Source organism: Shewanella sp. SW32 (assembly GCF_025653365.1).
Classification (GTDB): domain Bacteria; phylum Pseudomonadota; class Gammaproteobacteria; order Enterobacterales; family Shewanellaceae; genus Shewanella; species Shewanella oncorhynchi.
Genome location: NZ_JAKKSJ010000015.1, coordinates 79,068 through 98,201 on the forward strand (window position 1 = coordinate 79,068; position 19,134 = coordinate 98,201).

Below are 19,134 nucleotides of genomic sequence, written 5' to 3' on the forward strand. Positions count from 1 at the left end.
TAAGCCTGCTAGTCATCACACTGGCTAGCAGGCTTGTCTGAGTCAATTAGGGATAAAAGATGTCTTATTTATCCCTTAACACACTTCGAACTAACCACATTTCACTTTAAATTAAATCAATCAAGATCAAAGCGTTAGTTCGCCCGATATAATTCCCGTACCACAGCGCTTATTAAGTTAAGCGACTCATGGTCATCACTGCTAGCTAGTGGACAATTGAGTATCAATCCATCCACTTTAAGCTGTTTAATACCTTGTGTTTGAATCAATAGGGCATCATCTGATACGGCATAACTTGGGTTGATCAAAATCGGCAAATGGCTCGTGGCTTTAATCTGGATCAGACTCGCTAAATCGAGTGAAGGTAGATTGGCGTTATTTAAGGTTCTAATGCCTGAGTCACACAGGATAAGTTGCTGATTGCCTTGGCTTAAAATGACTTCTGTTGCCGTGAGTAATTCTTCAAAACTTGCCATATCGTTACGCTCAAGTATTAATGGTATCGGTAGGGTTCCAGCTTGAGTCAGTAAAGTTTGGTTAAACATCTGCTTGCCTGCGAGGAATAACATATCGGCGTGCTGGACTGCTAATGGCATATCGGCTTCTTGCGCTATGGCAATAATGCACACTAGGCCATATTGATGCAGGATTTGGCGTAGTTTAGCGAGAGTAACTTCTGCCATAGTCAGTTGATTAACCGCGCAGAGCAAAACGGCTTGGAATCCCGCTTCTTTAAGCTGCTTCATTTGCTGCTCGAAAGCCGATAATGCTAAATGTGAAATGTCATTATTCAGTGTGATTTGGGCTATGGCACAGACATGCCCTGCACCGATTGTCATTGCGCCACAGTTGATTTCACTGGCTTGCTCTTTATAGGCTTTGCTATATCGAACTGGACTGGCATTAGCACCATTTTCGCTGATGACTTGATCCTTAGAGGTGCTGGGCTCAATCAGTAGCTGGCTGTTGCTCAGCTGTGTGGGCTTGACTGTTTCACAAGGATAACAGCCTAATACTTTGATAAAACGGGTGATCCGCTCTAGTTGTTTTAAACCTGCCTGCATAGATTCACTGGAGATATTCGCGTCGATATCCAAATAGAACATTTCTTCCCAAGGTGTTCCTGGAATCGGGCGTGACTCTAATTTACTCATGTTTAACTGATGCGCTTTTAGAACCAGTAAGGCTTCCACTAAAGCACCAGCTTTTTGGCCTGTGGCCATGATCAATGTAGTCTTAGCGGGTAACTGCTCTGGTACGGCAACGGCTTTGCGTGCAACAACGATAAAGCGGCTTTGGTTGATCTTCTGATTCGCTAAACCTGCTTCTATGGACTCAAGTTGATAGAGTGCACCACCTTCGGCGCTGCCAATCGCTGCTGCATTGTTATCTGGACTTTGGTTTACCTTTTCCATTGCTTCTGCGCTGCTTGAGCAGTATTCCAGTCTCAAGTCTTTGTGTTGAGTTAAATATCTGCTGCATTGGCTAATAGGCTGAGGGTGGGCATAGACAGTTTTGATCTCAGCTAATTTACTGCCAGCTTTTCCTAGTAGGCAATGGCTGACTTCAATCGTCGTTTCGCCAACAATCGACAGACTGGTGTGCTGTAGCACGTCGTAGACTTCGTTGATTGAACCTGAAGATGTGTTCTCAATCGGCAGGAAACCATAATCAGCATGTCCAGACTCAACGGCTTGCACTATTTCATCGAAAGTTTGGCAACCTAAGTCCAGCATTTCAACTTGGCGACGTTGGCAATAGCGTGTAGCTGCGAGATAAGAGTATGAACCTCTAGCACCGAGGTAAGCGATACAATACTGTTGTTTTTGTGTCTCTGGATTGGCGCGGCCGTGAAGGTAAGCTTGTTGATTCAATACTGAATCTTCAATGATGCTCTGGTAAAGGGAGATAACATAGTGGGCATCTAATCCTTTCTCTCTGCCTTCTTTCACGAGGCGAGCGAGCAGTTCTTTTTCCCTTTGAGTATCTCTGATGGGTCTGACATCCACTTCTTTGCTACGGGCTACTTCTAAACTTAAGCGACGGCGCTCAGCGAGTAATGCCAGCAGTTCATTATCCAGATGGGTGATCTGCTCTCGGGTTTGATTTAAAGGCTGTGGTGTATGCATTCTGACCTCAATTGCCGCCATGTATTTTATCAATCGTTTAAGACAAAAAAGCCTCCCAGTTGGGAGGCTTTGGATTTTTACTTTCGTTTTTACACAGTAAATCCGCCTCCTAGAGTGGGGGTGTAAAAAAGAAAGTAAAAAAAACTGCAGTTATCATTTTCATGGTCTTAAAACTAAAGGGCTAGGGCTTAGCTGTCAATCAAAACTTTCTTAAAGGTAATCTAAAAAGAAAGCGCACCCGAGGGTGCGCTGGTTTGGTTCAAGTATGTATATATGGTCAAGCGAGTTTATCCTCCTTATGGTCAGTGTGGGACAAGGTAACACATTCGTTTATCTTACATTTACGTGTAACAGTAAAACGTTGACAACTCACTAGATAACGACTTGCATTTACAATGAACATTAACAAGTACTTTATGCGGCATAGCGTATAACCTTGAAACTATGCAGTTTGCAGTACCAGCGAACTTACGTTGACATGTCTTGCACTTATATTTTAACAATTAACACTTGCATGGAGCTATAACATTAAAAACTAACACTAACAAAACGAACATTTAAAAATAAACGATTTACGGCTCATTGGTTGTACTAGGTACATTTTGCTGTAAGAACAGCTTAGCCTTGTCACGCGTTTAGGTCTTGCTACTTACATTATTACCATTATTACTTTTTACTTTAAAACCTAACATTTTAATACATGGAGCGTATAAAAAGCTCTCATTTACTGTTATTACAATTTTCGTCAAGTCTAGATTTCCTCCTTTTTAGTTGATAAGTAAACATTATTTAAGGTGTCTATAAATATCAAAACTCAACTAATGGTAAACGTTAACACATTACATAAATAAACATTTATACGATTTACAGTTTTTACTATACAAATAACACTAAGTAAACTAATGACTTTTAATCAAATCAACGTATTGCACTTACATTAAACACTTACATTAAATCACACGCTAAAAACGCTAACTAACATATCAGTGTAAATATGACTCTCTTCATATAACTAATCTACATCTAACTAAACGTGACAGTTGTTACCTCATTTATCTCAGTGTTTAGCACGTATTGGTGCTGACCCGTTTTACAATAAACGCTTTTATTCATATAGCTTTTGTAAATGTGATTTTTGTTTATGTTTACCTGAGCCTCCATTGTGAATATAAACAATTTGATAGTTAAAGGTTTTGCTAATGTACTCGTTGTACTGTACTCGGCTCCTTATGTTAACTCTGGTATTCAGCAATGCCGCCTGTTTCTGGTGTTCATCCTGATATTGGGTCAAAATTGAGTACTGCTTTTGGTGAATGCCAACATACTTGATTGTTTCTAAAATCAAATTGTTCGCTTTTGTGTTGCCTCCTTTTCCAAACTTGCTATTGAAAGTGGAACCTAGTTGAAAGTAAAACTTGAAATTTTAAACGTAGAAATTATAAGTAAAATTAATCATTAACAGTAAACCTTGGTACTTAAAACCTTAGTGCTTAAAACTATAAGGCTTAGATTAGTAGTGCTCCTTAGTTATATCCAGTAACGTTACTTAGAACTTAAGATCTGTTAATCAATATTTGTAAATCAAAATTTAAAGTAAATCAACATTTGAAACGATTTAAATCCGCACCACTTCGATTCTTGCTGTCACTTTGTAAAGTGTAGTAGGTATTTAGTCAAAAGAACTGTTTTTCTCATCATTAAAATGATTGCACTAAGCTTTTGTAAAAACTGTGATCTGATTAAATATTTCTACTTTATTGCTCTCAAAGTGATGCGTTTCTCGCACTCACCAGATTTAAATTATGCCGCATCTTCCTCCTCGTACTCGTCGTCAATTTCAACAACATTATTAGTCGGTGTTAGTGATGTGGAGCGTTGAGCTTCAGGTTTGTGTGTTATGCGATTGAGCTGCTTCTCTAATTTTTGGCCCATAGCGTTAATCGCAGTATATAAATTTTCATGTTTTGCTTGAGCGAAGAGTTCTCCATTTGGGATGCCAACCGATGCTTCAATTTTGAAACCAGGTTTCTCCTCCGTAATGATTACATGGGGATTTATCATTTGCACATCATGCCTTGAAAGTTTTTCAAAACGGCTTTCAATGCGTTCGCGAATAGGAGATGTGACTTCAAGTTGCTTGCTAGTAATCTTTAGCATATTTCGAACCTTCTGTTGTTTCCTTGGATTTCAGATTACCAAGGTTCGCACTATAAAACGAGATGTAGATCACGTTTTTGTGCCCATTAGATACTGTTCGTTGGATATTTGATCACTTAGACAAATATCAATAATTCTTGGCCCAAAAGCCTTGTATTGCCAGCTAAATGGGGTCATATTCGATGGGATAACTCCGCAGTCTTTGCCCTTATTTACTTATATTTACTTTAAGTTTCATCCCGAATCCCGATAAAATACCTCTACTTATTCCATTCGGTCACTTTGAGTTTGCCCATTTTATGAATACTGAACATGTTAAAATTAAGGTCTGGGATTTACCCACGCGAATTTTCCATTGGGGCATGGTGTGTCTGTTGGCACTTTTATGGTGGAGTGCCGATGCGGGCGAAATGCAGTGGCATCAAATTTTTGCTTATAGTTTGCTGATCCTTATTGGATTTAGGATCCTCTGGGGGCTCATTGGTAGCGATACGGCAAGGTTTAGCCACTTTGTTCATCACCCCAAAGTTGTACTCGATTACTTGAGATCGATTCGAACTAAAGGGATGTCTGTGGTACTTGGACACAATCCTATCGGTGGCTATATGGTCATCGCGTTGATTGGGATCATTAGCCTTCAATTAGTAACAGGCCTTTTTGCGACCGATGATATTTTTACCGAAGGTCCGCTATATAGCTATGTCAGTTCAGATACCAGTGGTTTTTTGACTTGGTTACACAAAACGAACTTTAACCTTATTCTCTTGCTGAGTGTCATTCATGTACTGGCTGTGATTATTCATGCCATGAAAGGGGATAAGTTAGTTGGTGCTATGATCAGTGGTTACAAGAAAGTCTCGAAGGTTGCTTTTTCATCAAGTGCGAAGAGCGAGCTTCGATTCAAGTCTGAGTGGCTTGCTTTAGTGCTGTTCACAGTATGCGCGGCAGTGGTATTTGGCTATTTAATGTGGCCAATAGTGCAAGTTCTGTAGATTTATACTCAGTTTGGGAACATCAAAAAGCCTGCTATTTAGCAGGCTTTTTGATGGGAAAAACAACGTCAAATTAATCTTTCTTATAAATGTCGTGACAACTTTTACAGCTTTTTCCTGTGTCCATAAAGGCTTGTTTGATTTCAGCTTGATTACCTTTTTGAGCTACAGTAGCCAGAATGGCAGCATTCTCTTGGAAGGTTTTCATTTTTGCATCAAAATCAGCTCTGTCTTGCCAAACTTTGGCTAGGGCTTCGGTATCACCTTTGTCTGAGCCATCAATAAAACCTTCGAAAGGAAGTTTGGATAATGCAGCAACATTCGTTGCGCGCATTGCGAAGGTTTCTGCTTCGAAAGGTTTTTTACCTTTCATCATGGCAGCCATATCGCCGAAGTTATAAGCAATAAGACCAAATGCAGATTGGCGGTATTCAATTGCATCTTTAGAGTCTTCGAAATTGTGTGCTTGTGCAGTTGAAGCCAATAAGGTACTGGCAACGAGAGTAAGTAGTAATTTTTTCATCGTATTCTCACAAATTAGCGTCGAAGTGTGACATTGCACGTCTATTGTACACAAATTAACTTGATGTACTAGAAGCAATTTTGTCAGTTTTTGTCTGGATCAGACTGCTAAACGTAACAATTTATTTGTAAGTAGGCGAAATCTGTTAGACTGCTAATGTAATGCTTGAACAGTACTTATGAGGGTGATTATGCGAGCTAACTGGGATCTAGTATTAGAAAAAATTTTGAGCCACAGCAATTATGAAGATCTTTCTGTGTTGTTTCATTTACTGTTAACCGAAGAAGAACGTAGTGCCGTTGCCGGACGTTTGAAGGTCTTTCAATTGCTGCTAGACGGGGAAATGAGTCAAAGGCATATCGCTGCGGAATATGAAGTCAGTATTGCAACGATTACACGTTGTTCTAATTATTTGAAGAATATGTCTTCTGAGCATAGGGCGAAAGTTCAAAAACTAATTGGTTAGTGTTCACTTGGATACAACTCTTATGAATATCATCTGCTCCTATTGTGGTGAATAGAACTAAGTCTTAAGGCGTGATGGGAAGCTTATGACGACGATAGAGGGAACGACGAACCAGAATGTATAAGCCGTAGCTGAGTAAACAGATAGCCAGAATTGGGTAAAGATCCTTGGGAAGGAATTTAAAGATAGCCAGCGCCGCTAAGAGATAGATAAAAGGTATAAAGTTATAAATTATCTCGGGAAGATAACCCGATTTACGTCGTTTGGCCGAGTCTGTTCGACGGTTTTGAGAACGCATAACGTAGATCCTCGCACCTAATACAAATACCACAGTTGCCGCTATCAAGGCATAGTTGATGTCGAGTGCAATAAAACTCGAACTACCGAGCGCCATGTAGCCAAAAGGCAAAATTTCGTAAAGGGGTTTGGTTAACATAAGCACTCCGTCGCTTAACTTAGGTTGATATCAATATCTAATTGAAAATATTCATATAAAATTTGAATACTTCAATTTACCAGTCAGTTATTTATCTATTACGAATATTATAAACGCTTGTGTATAAAAAATGCACGACCTTAAATTAAGGGCGTGCATTTTAAAAGGTTAAACCATGGCAGTTTAATCACTTACGGATAAACAACTTCTCGTTTAACTTCTGGTATCAGGCTTTGTTTAGCCGCGGCAACCACAGCCGCCATTGCCGTCACAGCCTGTTTTAGGTGTGTCGCAGGCTTCGTGTTCTTCATGGTGGTGTCCATGATCGTGGTCTGAACCACCACCACAACAGCCGCCCGCTTCTTGTTTACCTGAACCGCCACAGCATCCACCGCCGTGGTCGTGATCATGTCCATGGCTTCCACAACCACCTTGGGCATGAATGTGGCCATGAGCGATTTCTTCGGCTGAGGCTTCACGAATGTCAACGATTTCGACGCTGAAATTGAGCGATTGGCCCGCTAAAGGATGGTTGCCATCGACGATAACCACATCGTCTTTCACTTCCATGACTTGAACTGGGCGCTGACCCATTTCAGTTTCAGCGATGAAGCGCATACCTGGGACGATATCTTCGATATCACCAAAGGCTTCTAATGGCACGGCTTGACGTAGGCCATCGTGATAAGGCCCATAGGCTTCTTCGGCGCTAATAGTGACATCGAGTTTTTCGCCTTTGCTTTTACCATCTAATGCGGCTTCTAAACCTGGGATCAGGTTTTCAGTGCCGTGTAGATATAGCATAGGTTCAGAGTCGAAAGAGTCTTCTAATAGTCTGCCTTCTTGATCTGATAAACGGTAATGAATGGTTACCGCGCTGTGTTGAGTGATCTTCATATCGCCTCCAATTCGTAATGTGCGCGCATAATAACGTGCTTTTTTAGTGCTGGCGATAATTTGAAGTGGCTTATGTTAGATATCGCACAGGTTTTTTTTAGGCAAATTTGTCGGTGCTTTACGGTAGAAAGGATGAGTAATGTGATTTTTGCTCGTTAGCCTGTCAATTTAGCCTGAGTGATGAGTTAGAACAAATAACGCATTACTTGAAAATGTATTATAAATAATTATATTAAAAACAAGTGATTATCTAATGGTTTTCGTGCCGCATTACGTTGACGTTAACAGTTATCTATTGCGTAAATCGCATTTTTACCCCTAGAAAACTTCATATTAACGAATCTTGATGCAGTATTTTATCGAGCGTTAATATTTGCCTATAAATAATCCATTTTAGGGGTTGACAAGCGCGGGTAAAAAAAGCAATTCTGTTTATCAAGAAATTAACATGGATTAGCCCAAACACATGCATAGCCTAGGTTTCGTAGTAACTACCATTATTACAACCACCACTACAACAACAGTGGGGGCGGGCTGATACACCCTAAAGAATTTTAACGATGAGCCCGCTTCCCACAAAGAAGCGGGCTTTTTTGTTTCTAGCTCTTATTTCTAAGTCGGGCGCGGTACAGGAGAACAAGATGAAAGTAATGAAATTTGGTGGTACCTCGCTTGCAAATTGGCAGCGATTCTCGATGGCGGCGGATATCGTTGCTAAGTCATCTAAGCTTGAACCCATAGCCACTGTGCTATCGGCCCCGGCGACTGTGACAAATGCGTTACTAGAAATGGTTGATGTAGCAGTCAAAGGTGAAGATTATTCGCCTGTGCTGCAGCATGTTGAGCGGGTATTTACCTCGCTATACCAAGATGCTGTTACTTCAATGTTGTCGAGTGAGCAGAGTGAACAGCTCTTTTCTGGACTTAATGCACAGCTGGTGATTTGGCAGGATAGATTACGTGGCATTAGCTTACTGCAAGAGTGTCCTGATGGCATACGTGCTGAAATCGTGGTGGCAGGTGAGCGTTTATCGGCAGCCTTGATGGAACAAGTGATGCTATCTAAGGGGATCACATCTGCTCAACTCGATCCGCGCGCCTTGTTTCTAGGTCGTGGTCGGCCGTTAGAATCCGTGGTCGATATCGCTGTGAGTAAGCCAAGGTTTCGTGCGTTGGCATTAGGTGAAAAGCGCGTATGGGTAATGCCGGGATTCACCGCCGCCGATGAACAGGGCAAAGTGGTGACGTTAGGCCGTAATGGTTCTGACTATTCTGCTGCTGTGCTTGCTGCCTGTTTAGATGCGTCAAGTTGTGAAATCTGGACCGATGTTGACGGTGTTTATAATACCGATCCCCGTGTGGTTGCCGATGCTAAGCTGTTATCACAACTCAGCTATCAAGAGGCGATGGAACTCTCCTATTTTGGCGCTAAGGTGCTGCATCCTAAGACGATTGCGCCTATCGCCCAGTTCCATATTCCCTGTTATATCAAAAACAGTTTTAACCCCGATGCGCCCGGCACTCTGGTATCAAACCAAGCCGATGAAACGGGCTTACAGGTTAAAGCTATCTCCAATTTAGATAACCAGACCATGTTTGATATATCAGGCCCTGGCATGAAAGGCATGGTTGGCATGGCGAGCCGTACCCTTGCGGCGATTTCCCGCAGCGGCGTGTCTGTGTCTTTAATCACCCAAAGTTCCTCTGAATACAGTATTAGTTTCTGTGTGGCGACGTCTGACTCGGCCAAAGTGAAATGGGCCTTAGAGCAAGAGTTTGAATTAGAAATAAAAAGTGACTTGCTTGAACCTATCGCTATGCGTCATGAGCTCGCCATCGTTTCTTTGATTGGTGATGGCATGCGCACTCACAAAGGGGTGGCAGCGCGTTTCTTCCAAGCGCTAGCGCAGGCAAGCGTGAACATTATCGCCATCGCCCAAGGTTCGTCCGAGCGCTCGATTTCGACTGTGATCGAGCAGCGTAAGACTAAGCATGCGGTGGCGGCTTGTCATCAAGGCTTTTTCGATGTGCAGCAGTATTTAGATGTGTTTTTAGTGGGTTGCGGCAATGTGGGGGCAGGCCTACTTGAGCAGATAAAACAACAGTCCGCCATGCTCAAAGAGCAACACATCAGTATCCGTGTTTGCGGCATAGTAAATTCGAACAAGATGTTACTCGACAGCGCAGGCATCGATTTAAACAATTGGTCAAGTTTGCTTTCCGATAGTCAGCAAGCCTGTGATATTCCAGCGTTACTTGCATGGGTGAAAGAGCAACAATTACTGAATCCTGTGCTGGTGGATTGCACTTCGAGCGAGCAAGTGTCGGATTTGTATTTGGATGTGATGAACTCAGGTTTGCATGTGGTCACGCCGAACAAAAAGTCGAACACTCGCGATTATGCTTATTATCAAGCACTTCGCCAAACGGCATTAAAACAGCGTCGCCAATTTTTATACGAAACCACAGTCGGCGCGGGTTTACCTGTGATCGATAACCTGAAAAAACTGTTATTTGCGGGTGATAAACTGCATAAGTTTAACGGTATTTTATCGGGCTCTTTATCCTTTATTTTCGGCATGCTCGATGAAGGTATGACGCTTTCCGAGGCGACTGATCTGGCGCGGGAAAAATGTTTTACTGAGCCCGATCCCCGTGATGATTTGAGTGGTATGGATGTGGCGCGTAAAGTGCTCATTCTTGCCCGTGAAGTGGGACTAAAGTTAGAGCTCAGTGACGTGCAGGTTGAATCTGTATTGCCAGCCGAGTTTGATGATTCAGGTGATGTTGAAAGCTTTATGGCACGATTACCGCAAGTTGATGCTGCAATTGCCGCAAAAGTGGCGCAGGCCAAAGCTCAAGGTAAAGTGTTGCGTTATGTTGGGCAAATTGAGGATGGTGTGTGCCGTGTGCGTATCGCCGAAGTGGATGCACAGGATCCGCTTTATAGCGTTAAAGGCGGCGAAAATGCCTTGGCATTCTACAGCCGTTATTATCAGCCCATTCCCTTTGTGCTGCGCGGTTATGGCGCGGGAACGGAAGTGACCGCTGCTGGTGCCTTTGCCGATGTATTAAGAACCTTGAATTGGACTCGTGAGGTGAGTGTATGAGTTTGACCGTTTACGCTCCAGCCTCTATGGGTAACGTAGGAGTCGGATTTGATTTACTCGGTGCAGCATTAGCGCCGATTGATGGTAGTTTACTGGGCGATAGAGTGACTATCGCCCCGGCAGCGTCGGGTGTGAGTCTTATGCAAACCGGCGCTTGGGCCCATAAACTGCCTGAAAATCCGCAAGACAATATTGTGTACCAATGTGCCGAATTCTTCTTAACAGCCATGAGTAAGGAGTTTTTAACTGCGCAGGGTAAAGCAGATGAAGGTGTGGCACTCACACTGGAAAAGAACCTGCCCGTCGGCAGTGGTTTAGGTTCGAGTGCAAGCTCAGTCGTGGCGGCGTTATATGCCTTGAATGAACATTTTGACAGACCCTATAACGAGCAAGCACTGCTGGAACTGATGGGCGAGTTTGAAGGGAAGATCAGCGGCAGTGTGCACTATGACAACGTCGCCCCCTGTTATTTGGGCGGTATGCAACTGATGCTCAATGTGCCGGGGACAGTTTGTGAAGCAATACCGAGCTTTAAAGAATGGTATTGGGTTGTAGCCTATCCAGGGATTTCACTCTCAACGGCGATGATGCGTAAACTCATGCCTGATCAATATGATAAAAGTGTCACTATCGATTTTGGCCGTTATTTAAGTGCCTTTGTGCATGCCTCTTACCAGCAAAATGCCAAGCTTGCGATCAGCGTATTAAAGGATGTGTTAGCCGAGCCCTATCGCGCCGCCGCGATTCCGGGTTACGGCAAGGCCAGAGCCGCTTTAGCCGATTTAGGCATGTTGACTACGGGGATTTCGGGCAGCGGCCCAACGCTGTTTTCGATTACCGATGATTTAGCCACGGCAAATACCGCTAAAGCCTGGTTAGAACAGCATTATCTCACCGAGGTGGGTGGCTTTGCCCACGTGTGTCGCCTCGATGAGCAAGGCACGCGTAGAGTCGATTAATAGTTAATTTAGCTAAGACTAAGTACCCCAAATTAGCATTTAAGGTTTAGCATCAAAAGGTTGAGTTGAGCATGGAACTATATAATTTAAAACACCCTTCGCAGAAAGTGAGCTTTAAAGAAGCGGTACAACTGGGGTTAGGTAAAGACAGAGGTTTGTTCTTTCCTAGTCAAATACCCGTACTAGACGATATTGAAGGGCTGCTGGCGTTGCCATTCGTTGAGCGCAGTAAAAAAGTACTCGGCGCATGGCTTGCCTCTGAGTTAGGCCAAGATGCGGTCGATGAATTAGTTGAGCGTGCCTTTAACTTTGATTTACCTTTGGTTGCCGTCGATGAGCAGCGTGCCTGCCTCGAATTATTCCACGGTCCAACACTGGCATTTAAAGATTTCGGTGCACGTTTTATGGCGCAATGCGTCAATGCCTTTGTGGGTGACACGCGCTTAACCATTTTGACTGCGACCTCGGGCGACACTGGCGCTGCGGTTGCCGATGCCTTCTATGGACTAGAGAAAGTCAATGTCGTGGTGCTCTATCCTAAGGGGAAGATCAGTGAGCTACAGGAAAAGATGTTCACGACGTTGGGCAAAAATATCCATACAGTTGCCGTCTCTTCCGATTTCGATGCCTGCCAAGATCTCGTTAAGCGCGCCTTTGATGATCCCGAAGTCCGCGATGGGTTGAGCTTAAACTCGGCGAACTCTATCAACATCAGCCGCTTACTCGCGCAAATTTGCTATTACTTTGAAGCGGTTGCCCAGTCTAAACAACGGCATGAAGCCGATCCTGTGATTTCAGTGCCAAGTGGTAACTTTGGCAACCTCACCGCAGGTTTATTCGCTAAAGCCATGGGATTACCGGTTAAACGCTTTATTGCCGCGACCAATGCCAACGATACTGTGCCGCGCTATTTAGCAAACGGTCAATGGCAACCAAATCCGACTCAAGCGACTATGTCTAATGCTATGGATGTGAGTGAGCCCAGTAACTGGCCGCGTGTGGAAGCCATTTGTGAGAAATTAGGTTGGCCACTGAGTAGCTTAGTGGGTATTCGCTTATCGGAGGAACAAACGTCACAGGCATTAGCTGAGTTGCATGCACAGGGTTATGTGTCTGAGCCCCATGCGGCGATTGCAGCTAAGGCCTTATCTTTAACCTTAGTGCCCGATGAAGTGGGCATATTTTTGGGGACTGCCCATCCCGCTAAATTTAAGGATGTTGTGGATAGAGAATTAACGCTTAACTTACCCTTGCCGCCTGAGCTTGAAGCTGTTGCGAGTAAGCCCATCTTATCCGCGGAATTAGCGGCAGATTTTGCTGCATTAAAAGTGCATTTATTCAAAATATTAGCTTAAGGGCTTTAGCCCTACTGATGTCTGCCTAGCAGTGGAATAACATGGCGTAAAAGCAGGAAGGGAGCTTGGCTCCCTTTTTTTACAAGTGTGAGTTTTATGGTGGGGAATTGATGAGCTTGTGTTACCAGCGAACATAAAACAACCCTTAGTTAACTACATGATATTTAATTAATATTTGTAACTTTCTGTATTATCTTTGGTTTCTTATATGTGACATTGTTCACAATTTTATCGGTTGCAATTAGTTATGTTCACCCGCGTGTTTAATCTGTGGGTTAATTGATTTGTCTAAATTTTTTCTGTTAAGTACATGTTTTTGCGTTTTAATATCTGGATGTGCGACCAAGCAGCATGAACTATATCGTCGCATTAACGTGGCCTACGATTTTGAAGTCACCCACTGCGATAGTTTTGCTTTAGTCACTGGGGTGAGCCGCCATGAAAACCAGCTTGATGAAGCTAAAGAGTCCGCCACGGCTCAGGGTGAGGAATTGGGGGGGACACACATAGTTTGGTTACAAGTCGATATGGGGGATCCCACTAAAGTTGTTGCTATTATTTATAAGTGTCTGATTTAAATTTATAAAACTTTATTTTATTTCCTGCGTTCAGGCTTAGCCTTTATCGCAGTATAGTGAGTCGTTTAGATCTCACTCTTGGCTGTTGTGCTTTTTTGTTATTATTCCTCGTCCTTTTCTAGGCTAATTACTGTGATCTCGCCGGTGTTTATGGCGCGCTATCTAAGTGACAACTACGCTTACTGAGGTAGAACCCCCTCGCGGAAGTCTGACGCTGAATCGTTATACTTCATCTTAATCAAGAGAGGATCATCAACTTAAGAGGCAAGTAACTTAGCCTATGCCATGGTTTAAATACGTTCCTGTCTTATTTATGCTTTTTTTAGTCTTGCCCGCTGTAAGTGCGTCGCAGGTCAATAGCCCTTTACCTTGTAAGAACACGATTAAAGTCGGTTACAACGATTGGCCTCCCTATGCTTGGCAAGATCCTCACGGAGAAGCCCAAGGCTTAGATGTGGATCTGATGCGGGCATTTGCAGTGTATCTTGGTTGTGAAGTTCATTTTATTAATGTGCCCGCTAAGCGCTCGCATCAGATGTTGCGAGCAGGACAGTTAGATGTGTTGATGGGAGCGACTATGACGGATGAACGTCAAAACTATGCTCTTTTTTCAACCTATTACCGGGATGAAGAGCTGCGCTTATTTGTACTCGATGAGCAAAAAGATCAGATTAATATCGATAAATGGGAGGACATTTTTACCCAAAAATTGCGTCTACTTGTCCCTTCTAGCGGTTGGTATGGTGCAGATTATCAAGAATCTCAATATCGATTAGAGCAGGAGCACTTGTTAGTATTAAGTCCCGACTCAAATAAGTCTGTGCAAATGCTTATCTACGGTAGGGGAGATATGATCGTCGGAGATACCTTAGCCATGCCCTATATTGCCAGCCAGCATCAACGCATCAAGCTAGTACCACTTAAGTTAGTGTTAGATCAAAACCATATTCATTTAATGTTCAGTAAAGCGAGTATCAAGACAAGCCAGTTAGAGCAGTTTAATCATGCGATTAAGGCATTGATGGATAACGGTGAAATTGCACGAGTGATCAATAAATGGCAACAAATGACACTGGCGAAACAGTCTAATATGAGCCGCCTAAACAGTCCGCTAAAGACGCTGTATGTCAGCCCTTAACATTAGCCCTTCACGTTAGCCACTCATGTCCGACTCTGGTATATTTTTATCCTAGTGCAATATGGTAACGCTATGATCTTTGATGTTTTCCTCTAAAGAATCTTGTCTTTTATTCAGTTGTTCCTCCGCGATTTAAGATGTGACACATTTGCTAAAACTTCTCTGACTCGAAGTTACTGAACTCTCTATCAAATTCTGCTAGCTTGTTGGGCTCAATTGTCATGCTTTGGACTTGATTGTGGTTTTTTACAAAAGCCCATGGCAAGAATTTCTTCGCTAAATCTGCTAGCAAAATCTCGTAGTAAAGAGTCTATTGCTAAAAAATAACAATAGGATAGAGGTCATACATGAAACTTCGCCATTCTGTCGCCTGCTGTATGCTTGCCCTAGGCACATTAACAGCGTTCCAAACCATCGCTGCCGATGCGGTGAGCAATCAAGGGTATTACCGTGCGCCCGCGTTGCACGATCAAACCTTAGTCTTTACTGCAGAAGGGGATTTATGGACTCAGACCTTAGGTCAAAAAGCGGCTACTCGCTTAACGAGTTTACCAGCGGAAGAGCTAGGGGCGACTATTTCGGCCGACGGTAAGTGGGTTGCTTATGTTGCCAACTATGAAGGCGCGAGCGAAGTGTATGTGCTCCCCATTACGGGCGGTGTGGCTAAACGGGTGACTTTTGAGAATAGCCGTGTACGAGTTCAGGGCTGGACTGCCAAAGGCGAGATTTTATATTCCACCGACACGGGCTTTGGTCCTGCTAATAATTGGATGCTGCGCAGCGTCGATCCTCAAACCCTCACCACCACAGATTTACCCTTAGCCGATGCAGTTGAAGGTGTGATTGATGATCGCAACGAATACGTGTACTTCACCCGCTTTGGTCTGCAAGTGACTGGCGATAATGCCAAAGTGTACCGTGGCGGCGCAAAAGGTGAATTATGGCGCTTTAAACTCGGCAGCAAAACCGAAGCACAGTTGCTCAGCGGCCAACACGACGGCTCAGTGCGCCAACCTATGCTATGGCAGGACAGACTCTATTTTATCAGCGACAGCGATGGCAACGACAACCTCTGGTCGATGGCGCTCGATGGTTCAGATGCAAAACAGTTGACTCAATTTAAAGATTGGCAAGTCCGCGGTGCGCGGATGGACCAAGGCAAAGTGGTATTCCAGTTAGGTGCGGATATCCATGTGTTTGATATTGCGGCCGCTAAAGACTCGTTACTCAATATTGAACTCATTTCCGATTTTGCCGAGCGCCGTGAGCATTGGGTAAAAGATCCTATGGATTACGCTTCTTCGACTAATTTGGCCCCCGCTGGCGATAAAGTGGTGATTACCGCCCGCAGCCACGTGGCGATCGCGGGTATTGATGGCTCGCGTTTAGTTCAAGTTGCACTGCCGGGGACTTATCGCGTAAGGGAAGCTGTGTTGAGCCAAGATGGCAAGTCGGTTTATGCGATTAGCGACATGACAGGTCAGCAGGAAATTTGGCAATTCCCTGCTGATGGCAGCAGTGGCGCTAAACAGTTAACCAAAGACGGTCATACTTTAAGAATGAGTCTTAATTTGTCCAGTGACGGTCGATTTATCGCCCATGACGATAACGATGGTAACGTTTGGCTGCTCGACTTAAAGAAAAATACCAATCAAAAAATCATCACTAACGGCGAGGGACTTGGGCCTTACGCCGATATCCGCTGGTCCGGTGATAGCTGTTTTATTGCATTAACTAAGTCGGAAATCGGTAAACAAAGACCGCAAATCGTCCTGTATTCAGTGGATGAAAATAAAGCAGAGACGCTCACAAGCGACAAATACGAGTCCTATTCGCCAACCTTTAGCAGTGACGGCCAGTGGCTATATTTCCTGTCAAACCGCCAATTCAGCGCAACACCAAGTTCACCTTGGGGCGATAGAAACATGGGTCCTGTGTTTGATAAACGCAGCCAAATTTTTGCCATCGCACTGGTCAAAAATGCCAAATTTCCCTTTAGTAAACCCAATGAACTCGAATCGAATCAAGTTGAAAAAACCGATGCTAAGGATAAACCGAGTCCAGTGAAAATCGATTGGGCGGGGATCTCTCAGCGTTTATGGCAAGTGCCTGTCGATTCAGGCAATTACAGTAAGCTGCGCGTCGTCGATGATAGACTTTATTTGTTAGATCAAGCTATTGGCGACGATGTCGCACCTAATTTAATGACCATCAAATTTGACCGATTAAGCCCCAAAGCCGAGGTTTTTGCCGAGGACATTGGCCAATATGAGGTTTCTGCCGATGGTAAGAAGCTGATGCTACGCAAGCACAGTAATGATAAATCACTCCTGATTGTGGACGGCGGTGATAAATTAGGTGATACGGATAATGCCAAAGTGCAAACGGAACAATGGCAGTTAGCGATTTCTCCCCAGCTTGAATGGCAACAAATGTTTGAAGATGCGTGGTTGATGCACCGAGAATCTTTCTTCGACAAAAAAATGCGTGGCCTCGATTGGCAAGCCACTAAGGCTAAGTATCAGCCTTTGCTCGACCGTTTGACCGATCGTAACGAACTGAATGACATCTTCATGCAAATGATGGGCGAGTTAGATTCTTTGCACTCACAGGTGCGCGGTGGTGATTTACCTCAAGATCCCGATGCGGCTAAAGCGGCAAGCCTTGGCGCGCGCCTACAACAAACTGCAGATGGCGTTAAAATCGCGCACATTTACAGTAACGATCCTGAGTTACCGGCTAATGCTTCACCGTTAAATCGTATCGAAGTCGATGCTAAAGAAGGCGATATGCTGTTGGCTATTAATGGCACGCCAGTGGTGAATGTGGCCGACGTCACGCGTCTTCTGCGCAATCAACAGGATAAGCAAGTATTACTACAGCTTAAGCGTGGTAGCCAAACCCATAAAACCATCGTCATGCCCGTTAGCGCTGTGGTGGACAGTCAATTACGTTACTTAGATTGGGTGAGCCATAACGCTGCTGTGGTCGAGGATGCAAGTCAGGGCAAGATGGGTTATTTGCACTTATATGCCATGGGCGGCGGCGATATTGAAAGTTTCGCCCGTGAGTTTTATACCAATTACGATAAAGACGGTTTGATTATCGACGTTCGCCGTAACCGCGGTGGCAATATTGACAGTTGGATTATCGAGAAGTTACTACGCCGCGCTTGGGCGTTTTGGCAACCGACCCACGGCACGCCAAACACCAATATGCAACAAACCTTCCGCGGTCATTTAGTGGTGTTAACCGATGAACTGACCTATTCCGACGGCGAAACCTTCTCCGCAGGGATTAAAGCGCTCGGTATTGCGCCCTTAATTGGTAAGCAAACGGCAGGGGCGGGCGTGTGGTTATCTGGGCGAAATGCGTTGACCGATAAAGGGATGGCGCGGGTGGCCGAGTATCCACAGTATGCAATGGATGGCCGCTGGGTGCTTGAAGGCCATGGCGTAACGCCGGATATTGAAGTCGATAACTTACCTTTTGCTACCTTTAATGGCAAAGATGCGCAGCTTGAAACTGCAATAAGTTATTTAAAGGATGAGTTGGTTAAACAGCCAATCCCAGCCTTAAAAGTGCAACCTTTGCCTGTAAAAGGTATGGCACAGGATATTAAAGCTAAGTAATTGATATTTAAATTCAGTATTTAACCGAAATTTAAGGTATCTCGGCTAGCATGTCCGCGTACAAAGTTAGGGTGTTGTCTCTTGGTTCCCGAGACAACACCCATTTTTATGCCCATTCATTAATACTTCTATTCCCATTTTTACTTGTTTCCGCATAGGTTTGCATAGTGTTCACTTGCTGTTGTTGGGCAAGGTGATTAACTGTCATTGCTCTCGCGTCTTCGTTATGGCTTAGATAATAGGCCGTTGGCGCTGAAATTCCTTGGCTCGTTCCTGTCGCTAAATTGGTCATGTCGGCGATCACTTGATACTTCATCTTCGCGTGTTTCAATTCGACTAAGGTTTCTATGTTATCCCTCAGTGCTGGCATTTCTGCTGGTTTTTGCGTATTCGCCGCAAATTGTTTTGCATCGCTAGAAAGCGTTACTGTATCAGTTGATGCTGGTGCGCTGGTTTGAACTGGATTTTTAACCTGTGCAAATTCAGCAGTGGAGACATTTTTTTGTGGGCTGACAGACGGGGAATTTCGCAGTGGTTGAATGTGCATCTTTTAACTCCAACAGATGATACCAAGCTAAGATTGGCTTCTATCGTACTGTTTAAAAGCTGGACCTGAGCTGAATAATGGTGAAAAGTTAGACTATGTGGATGGTTAGGTGGCGCGGATAATTCGATGATAGCAATGATTCAGACTGCTATTGAGTTACGGTGCGGCAATAAAAAAGCCCGCTTAAGAAAACCATCAGCGGGCCATAAAGATCT

General features: G+C 43.9%; 14 protein-coding genes and 1 other annotated feature. Of the genes, 8 read left to right on the forward strand and 6 right to left on the reverse strand.

Annotated features, from left to right (window positions below):
- Positions 1-134: 134 nt before the first annotated feature.
- On the reverse strand, positions 135-2,129 hold the full coding sequence (locus L5M28_RS10970; RefSeq protein WP_263196422.1) for a chorismate mutase: 1,995 nt from the start codon (positions 2,127-2,129) through the stop codon (positions 135-137).
- A gap of 41 nt (positions 2,130-2,170) precedes the next feature.
- Positions 2,171-2,287, reverse strand: a sequence feature (Phe leader region).
- A 1,642-nt stretch (positions 2,288-3,929) separates the two neighbouring features.
- Positions 3,930-4,286, reverse strand: a complete 357-nt coding sequence (gene hpf / locus L5M28_RS10975; protein WP_105249847.1) for a ribosome hibernation-promoting factor, HPF/YfiA family — start codon at positions 4,284-4,286, stop codon at positions 3,930-3,932.
- 299 nt (positions 4,287-4,585) lie between these two features.
- Here hpf and L5M28_RS10980 point away from each other — a divergent pair, with 299 nt between their 5' ends.
- A complete protein-coding gene (locus tag L5M28_RS10980) occupies positions 4,586-5,278 on the forward strand; it encodes a cytochrome b/b6 domain-containing protein (RefSeq protein ID WP_219250092.1) in 693 nt (230 codons plus the stop codon).
- Between the two features lie 73 nt (positions 5,279-5,351).
- Here the strand turns inward: L5M28_RS10980 and L5M28_RS10985 are convergent, their stop codons facing one another.
- Positions 5,352-5,801, reverse strand: a complete 450-nt coding sequence (locus L5M28_RS10985; protein ID WP_219250093.1) for a c-type cytochrome — start codon at positions 5,799-5,801, stop codon at positions 5,352-5,354.
- 190 nt (positions 5,802-5,991) lie between these two features.
- Between L5M28_RS10985 and trpR the strand changes: the two genes are divergently transcribed.
- Positions 5,992-6,267, forward strand: a complete 276-nt coding sequence (gene trpR, locus L5M28_RS10990; protein WP_028760799.1) for a trp operon repressor — start codon at positions 5,992-5,994, stop codon at positions 6,265-6,267.
- Between the two features lie 64 nt (positions 6,268-6,331).
- Here trpR and L5M28_RS10995 read toward each other — a convergent pair whose 3' ends face one another.
- Complete coding sequence (locus tag L5M28_RS10995; RefSeq protein WP_263146093.1) at positions 6,332-6,703, reverse strand: hypothetical protein; 372 nt, start codon at positions 6,701-6,703, stop codon at positions 6,332-6,334.
- Between the two features lie 237 nt (positions 6,704-6,940).
- Positions 6,941-7,600 carry a peptidylprolyl isomerase gene (slyD, locus tag L5M28_RS11000; RefSeq protein ID WP_263196420.1) on the reverse strand — a complete coding sequence of 220 codons (660 nt, stop codon included), beginning with the start codon at positions 7,598-7,600 and terminating at the stop codon, positions 6,941-6,943.
- 641 nt (positions 7,601-8,241) lie between these two features.
- On the opposite strand from slyD, the gene thrA reads away from it, so the two are divergent.
- The 6 genes from thrA to L5M28_RS11030 all read left to right on the forward strand — a co-directional run bounded on the left by thrA (position 8,242) and on the right by L5M28_RS11030 (position 18,372).
- Positions 8,242-10,710 (forward strand): bifunctional aspartate kinase/homoserine dehydrogenase I, encoded by a 2,469-nt coding sequence (gene thrA / locus L5M28_RS11005; protein WP_263196418.1) that lies wholly within the window; start codon positions 8,242-8,244, stop codon positions 10,708-10,710.
- Positions 10,707-11,669 (forward strand): homoserine kinase, encoded by a 963-nt coding sequence (gene thrB / locus L5M28_RS11010; RefSeq protein ID WP_263203322.1) that lies wholly within the window; start codon positions 10,707-10,709, stop codon positions 11,667-11,669. The genes thrA and thrB overlap by 4 nt, the downstream gene beginning before the upstream one ends.
- A 71-nt stretch (positions 11,670-11,740) precedes the next feature.
- On the forward strand, positions 11,741-13,024 hold the full coding sequence (gene thrC / locus L5M28_RS11015; protein WP_263203323.1) for a threonine synthase: 1,284 nt from the start codon (positions 11,741-11,743) through the stop codon (positions 13,022-13,024).
- A 284-nt stretch (positions 13,025-13,308) separates the two neighbouring features.
- A complete protein-coding gene (locus tag L5M28_RS11020; RefSeq protein WP_113940650.1) occupies positions 13,309-13,602 on the forward strand; it encodes a hypothetical protein in 294 nt (97 codons plus the stop codon).
- A 280-nt stretch (positions 13,603-13,882) separates the two neighbouring features.
- On the forward strand, positions 13,883-14,740 hold the full coding sequence (locus L5M28_RS11025; protein WP_263203324.1) for a substrate-binding periplasmic protein: 858 nt from the start codon (positions 13,883-13,885) through the stop codon (positions 14,738-14,740).
- A gap of 347 nt (positions 14,741-15,087) precedes the next feature.
- Positions 15,088-18,372 carry a S41 family peptidase gene (locus tag L5M28_RS11030; RefSeq protein WP_263203326.1) on the forward strand — a complete coding sequence of 1,095 codons (3,285 nt, stop codon included), beginning with the start codon at positions 15,088-15,090 and terminating at the stop codon, positions 18,370-18,372.
- 106 nt (positions 18,373-18,478) lie between these two features.
- Here L5M28_RS11030 and L5M28_RS11035 read toward each other — a convergent pair whose 3' ends face one another.
- Entirely contained in the window at positions 18,479-18,919 is a 441-nt protein-coding gene (locus tag L5M28_RS11035; RefSeq protein WP_263203327.1) for a hypothetical protein, read from the reverse strand.
- Positions 18,920-19,134 lie beyond the last annotated feature (215 nt).

Bases quoted from the DNA above. Each gene is read 5' to 3' on its own strand.
- L5M28_RS10970 (WP_263196422.1), bottom strand. From the start codon at position 2,129: ATGCATACACCACAGCCTTTAAATCAAACCCGAGAGCAGATCACCCAT.
- hpf (WP_105249847.1), bottom strand. From the start codon at position 4,286: ATGCTAAAGATTACTAGCAAGCAACTTGAAGTCACATCTCCTATTCGC.
- L5M28_RS10980 (WP_219250092.1), top strand. From the start codon at position 4,586: ATGAATACTGAACATGTTAAAATTAAGGTCTGGGATTTACCCACGCGA.
- L5M28_RS10985 (WP_219250093.1), bottom strand. From the start codon at position 5,801: ATGAAAAAATTACTACTTACTCTCGTTGCCAGTACCTTATTGGCTTCA.
- trpR (WP_028760799.1), top strand. From the start codon at position 5,992: ATGCGAGCTAACTGGGATCTAGTATTAGAAAAAATTTTGAGCCACAGC.
- L5M28_RS10995 (WP_263146093.1), bottom strand. From the start codon at position 6,703: ATGTTAACCAAACCCCTTTACGAAATTTTGCCTTTTGGCTACATGGCG.
- slyD (WP_263196420.1), bottom strand. From the start codon at position 7,600: ATGAAGATCACTCAACACAGCGCGGTAACCATTCATTACCGTTTATCA.
- thrA (WP_263196418.1), top strand. From the start codon at position 8,242: ATGAAAGTAATGAAATTTGGTGGTACCTCGCTTGCAAATTGGCAGCGA.
- thrB (WP_263203322.1), top strand. From the start codon at position 10,707: ATGAGTTTGACCGTTTACGCTCCAGCCTCTATGGGTAACGTAGGAGTC.
- thrC (WP_263203323.1), top strand. From the start codon at position 11,741: ATGGAACTATATAATTTAAAACACCCTTCGCAGAAAGTGAGCTTTAAA.
- L5M28_RS11025 (WP_263203324.1), top strand. From the start codon at position 13,883: ATGCCATGGTTTAAATACGTTCCTGTCTTATTTATGCTTTTTTTAGTC.
- L5M28_RS11030 (WP_263203326.1), top strand. From the start codon at position 15,088: ATGAAACTTCGCCATTCTGTCGCCTGCTGTATGCTTGCCCTAGGCACA.
- L5M28_RS11035 (WP_263203327.1), bottom strand. From the start codon at position 18,919: ATGCACATTCAACCACTGCGAAATTCCCCGTCTGTCAGCCCACAAAAA.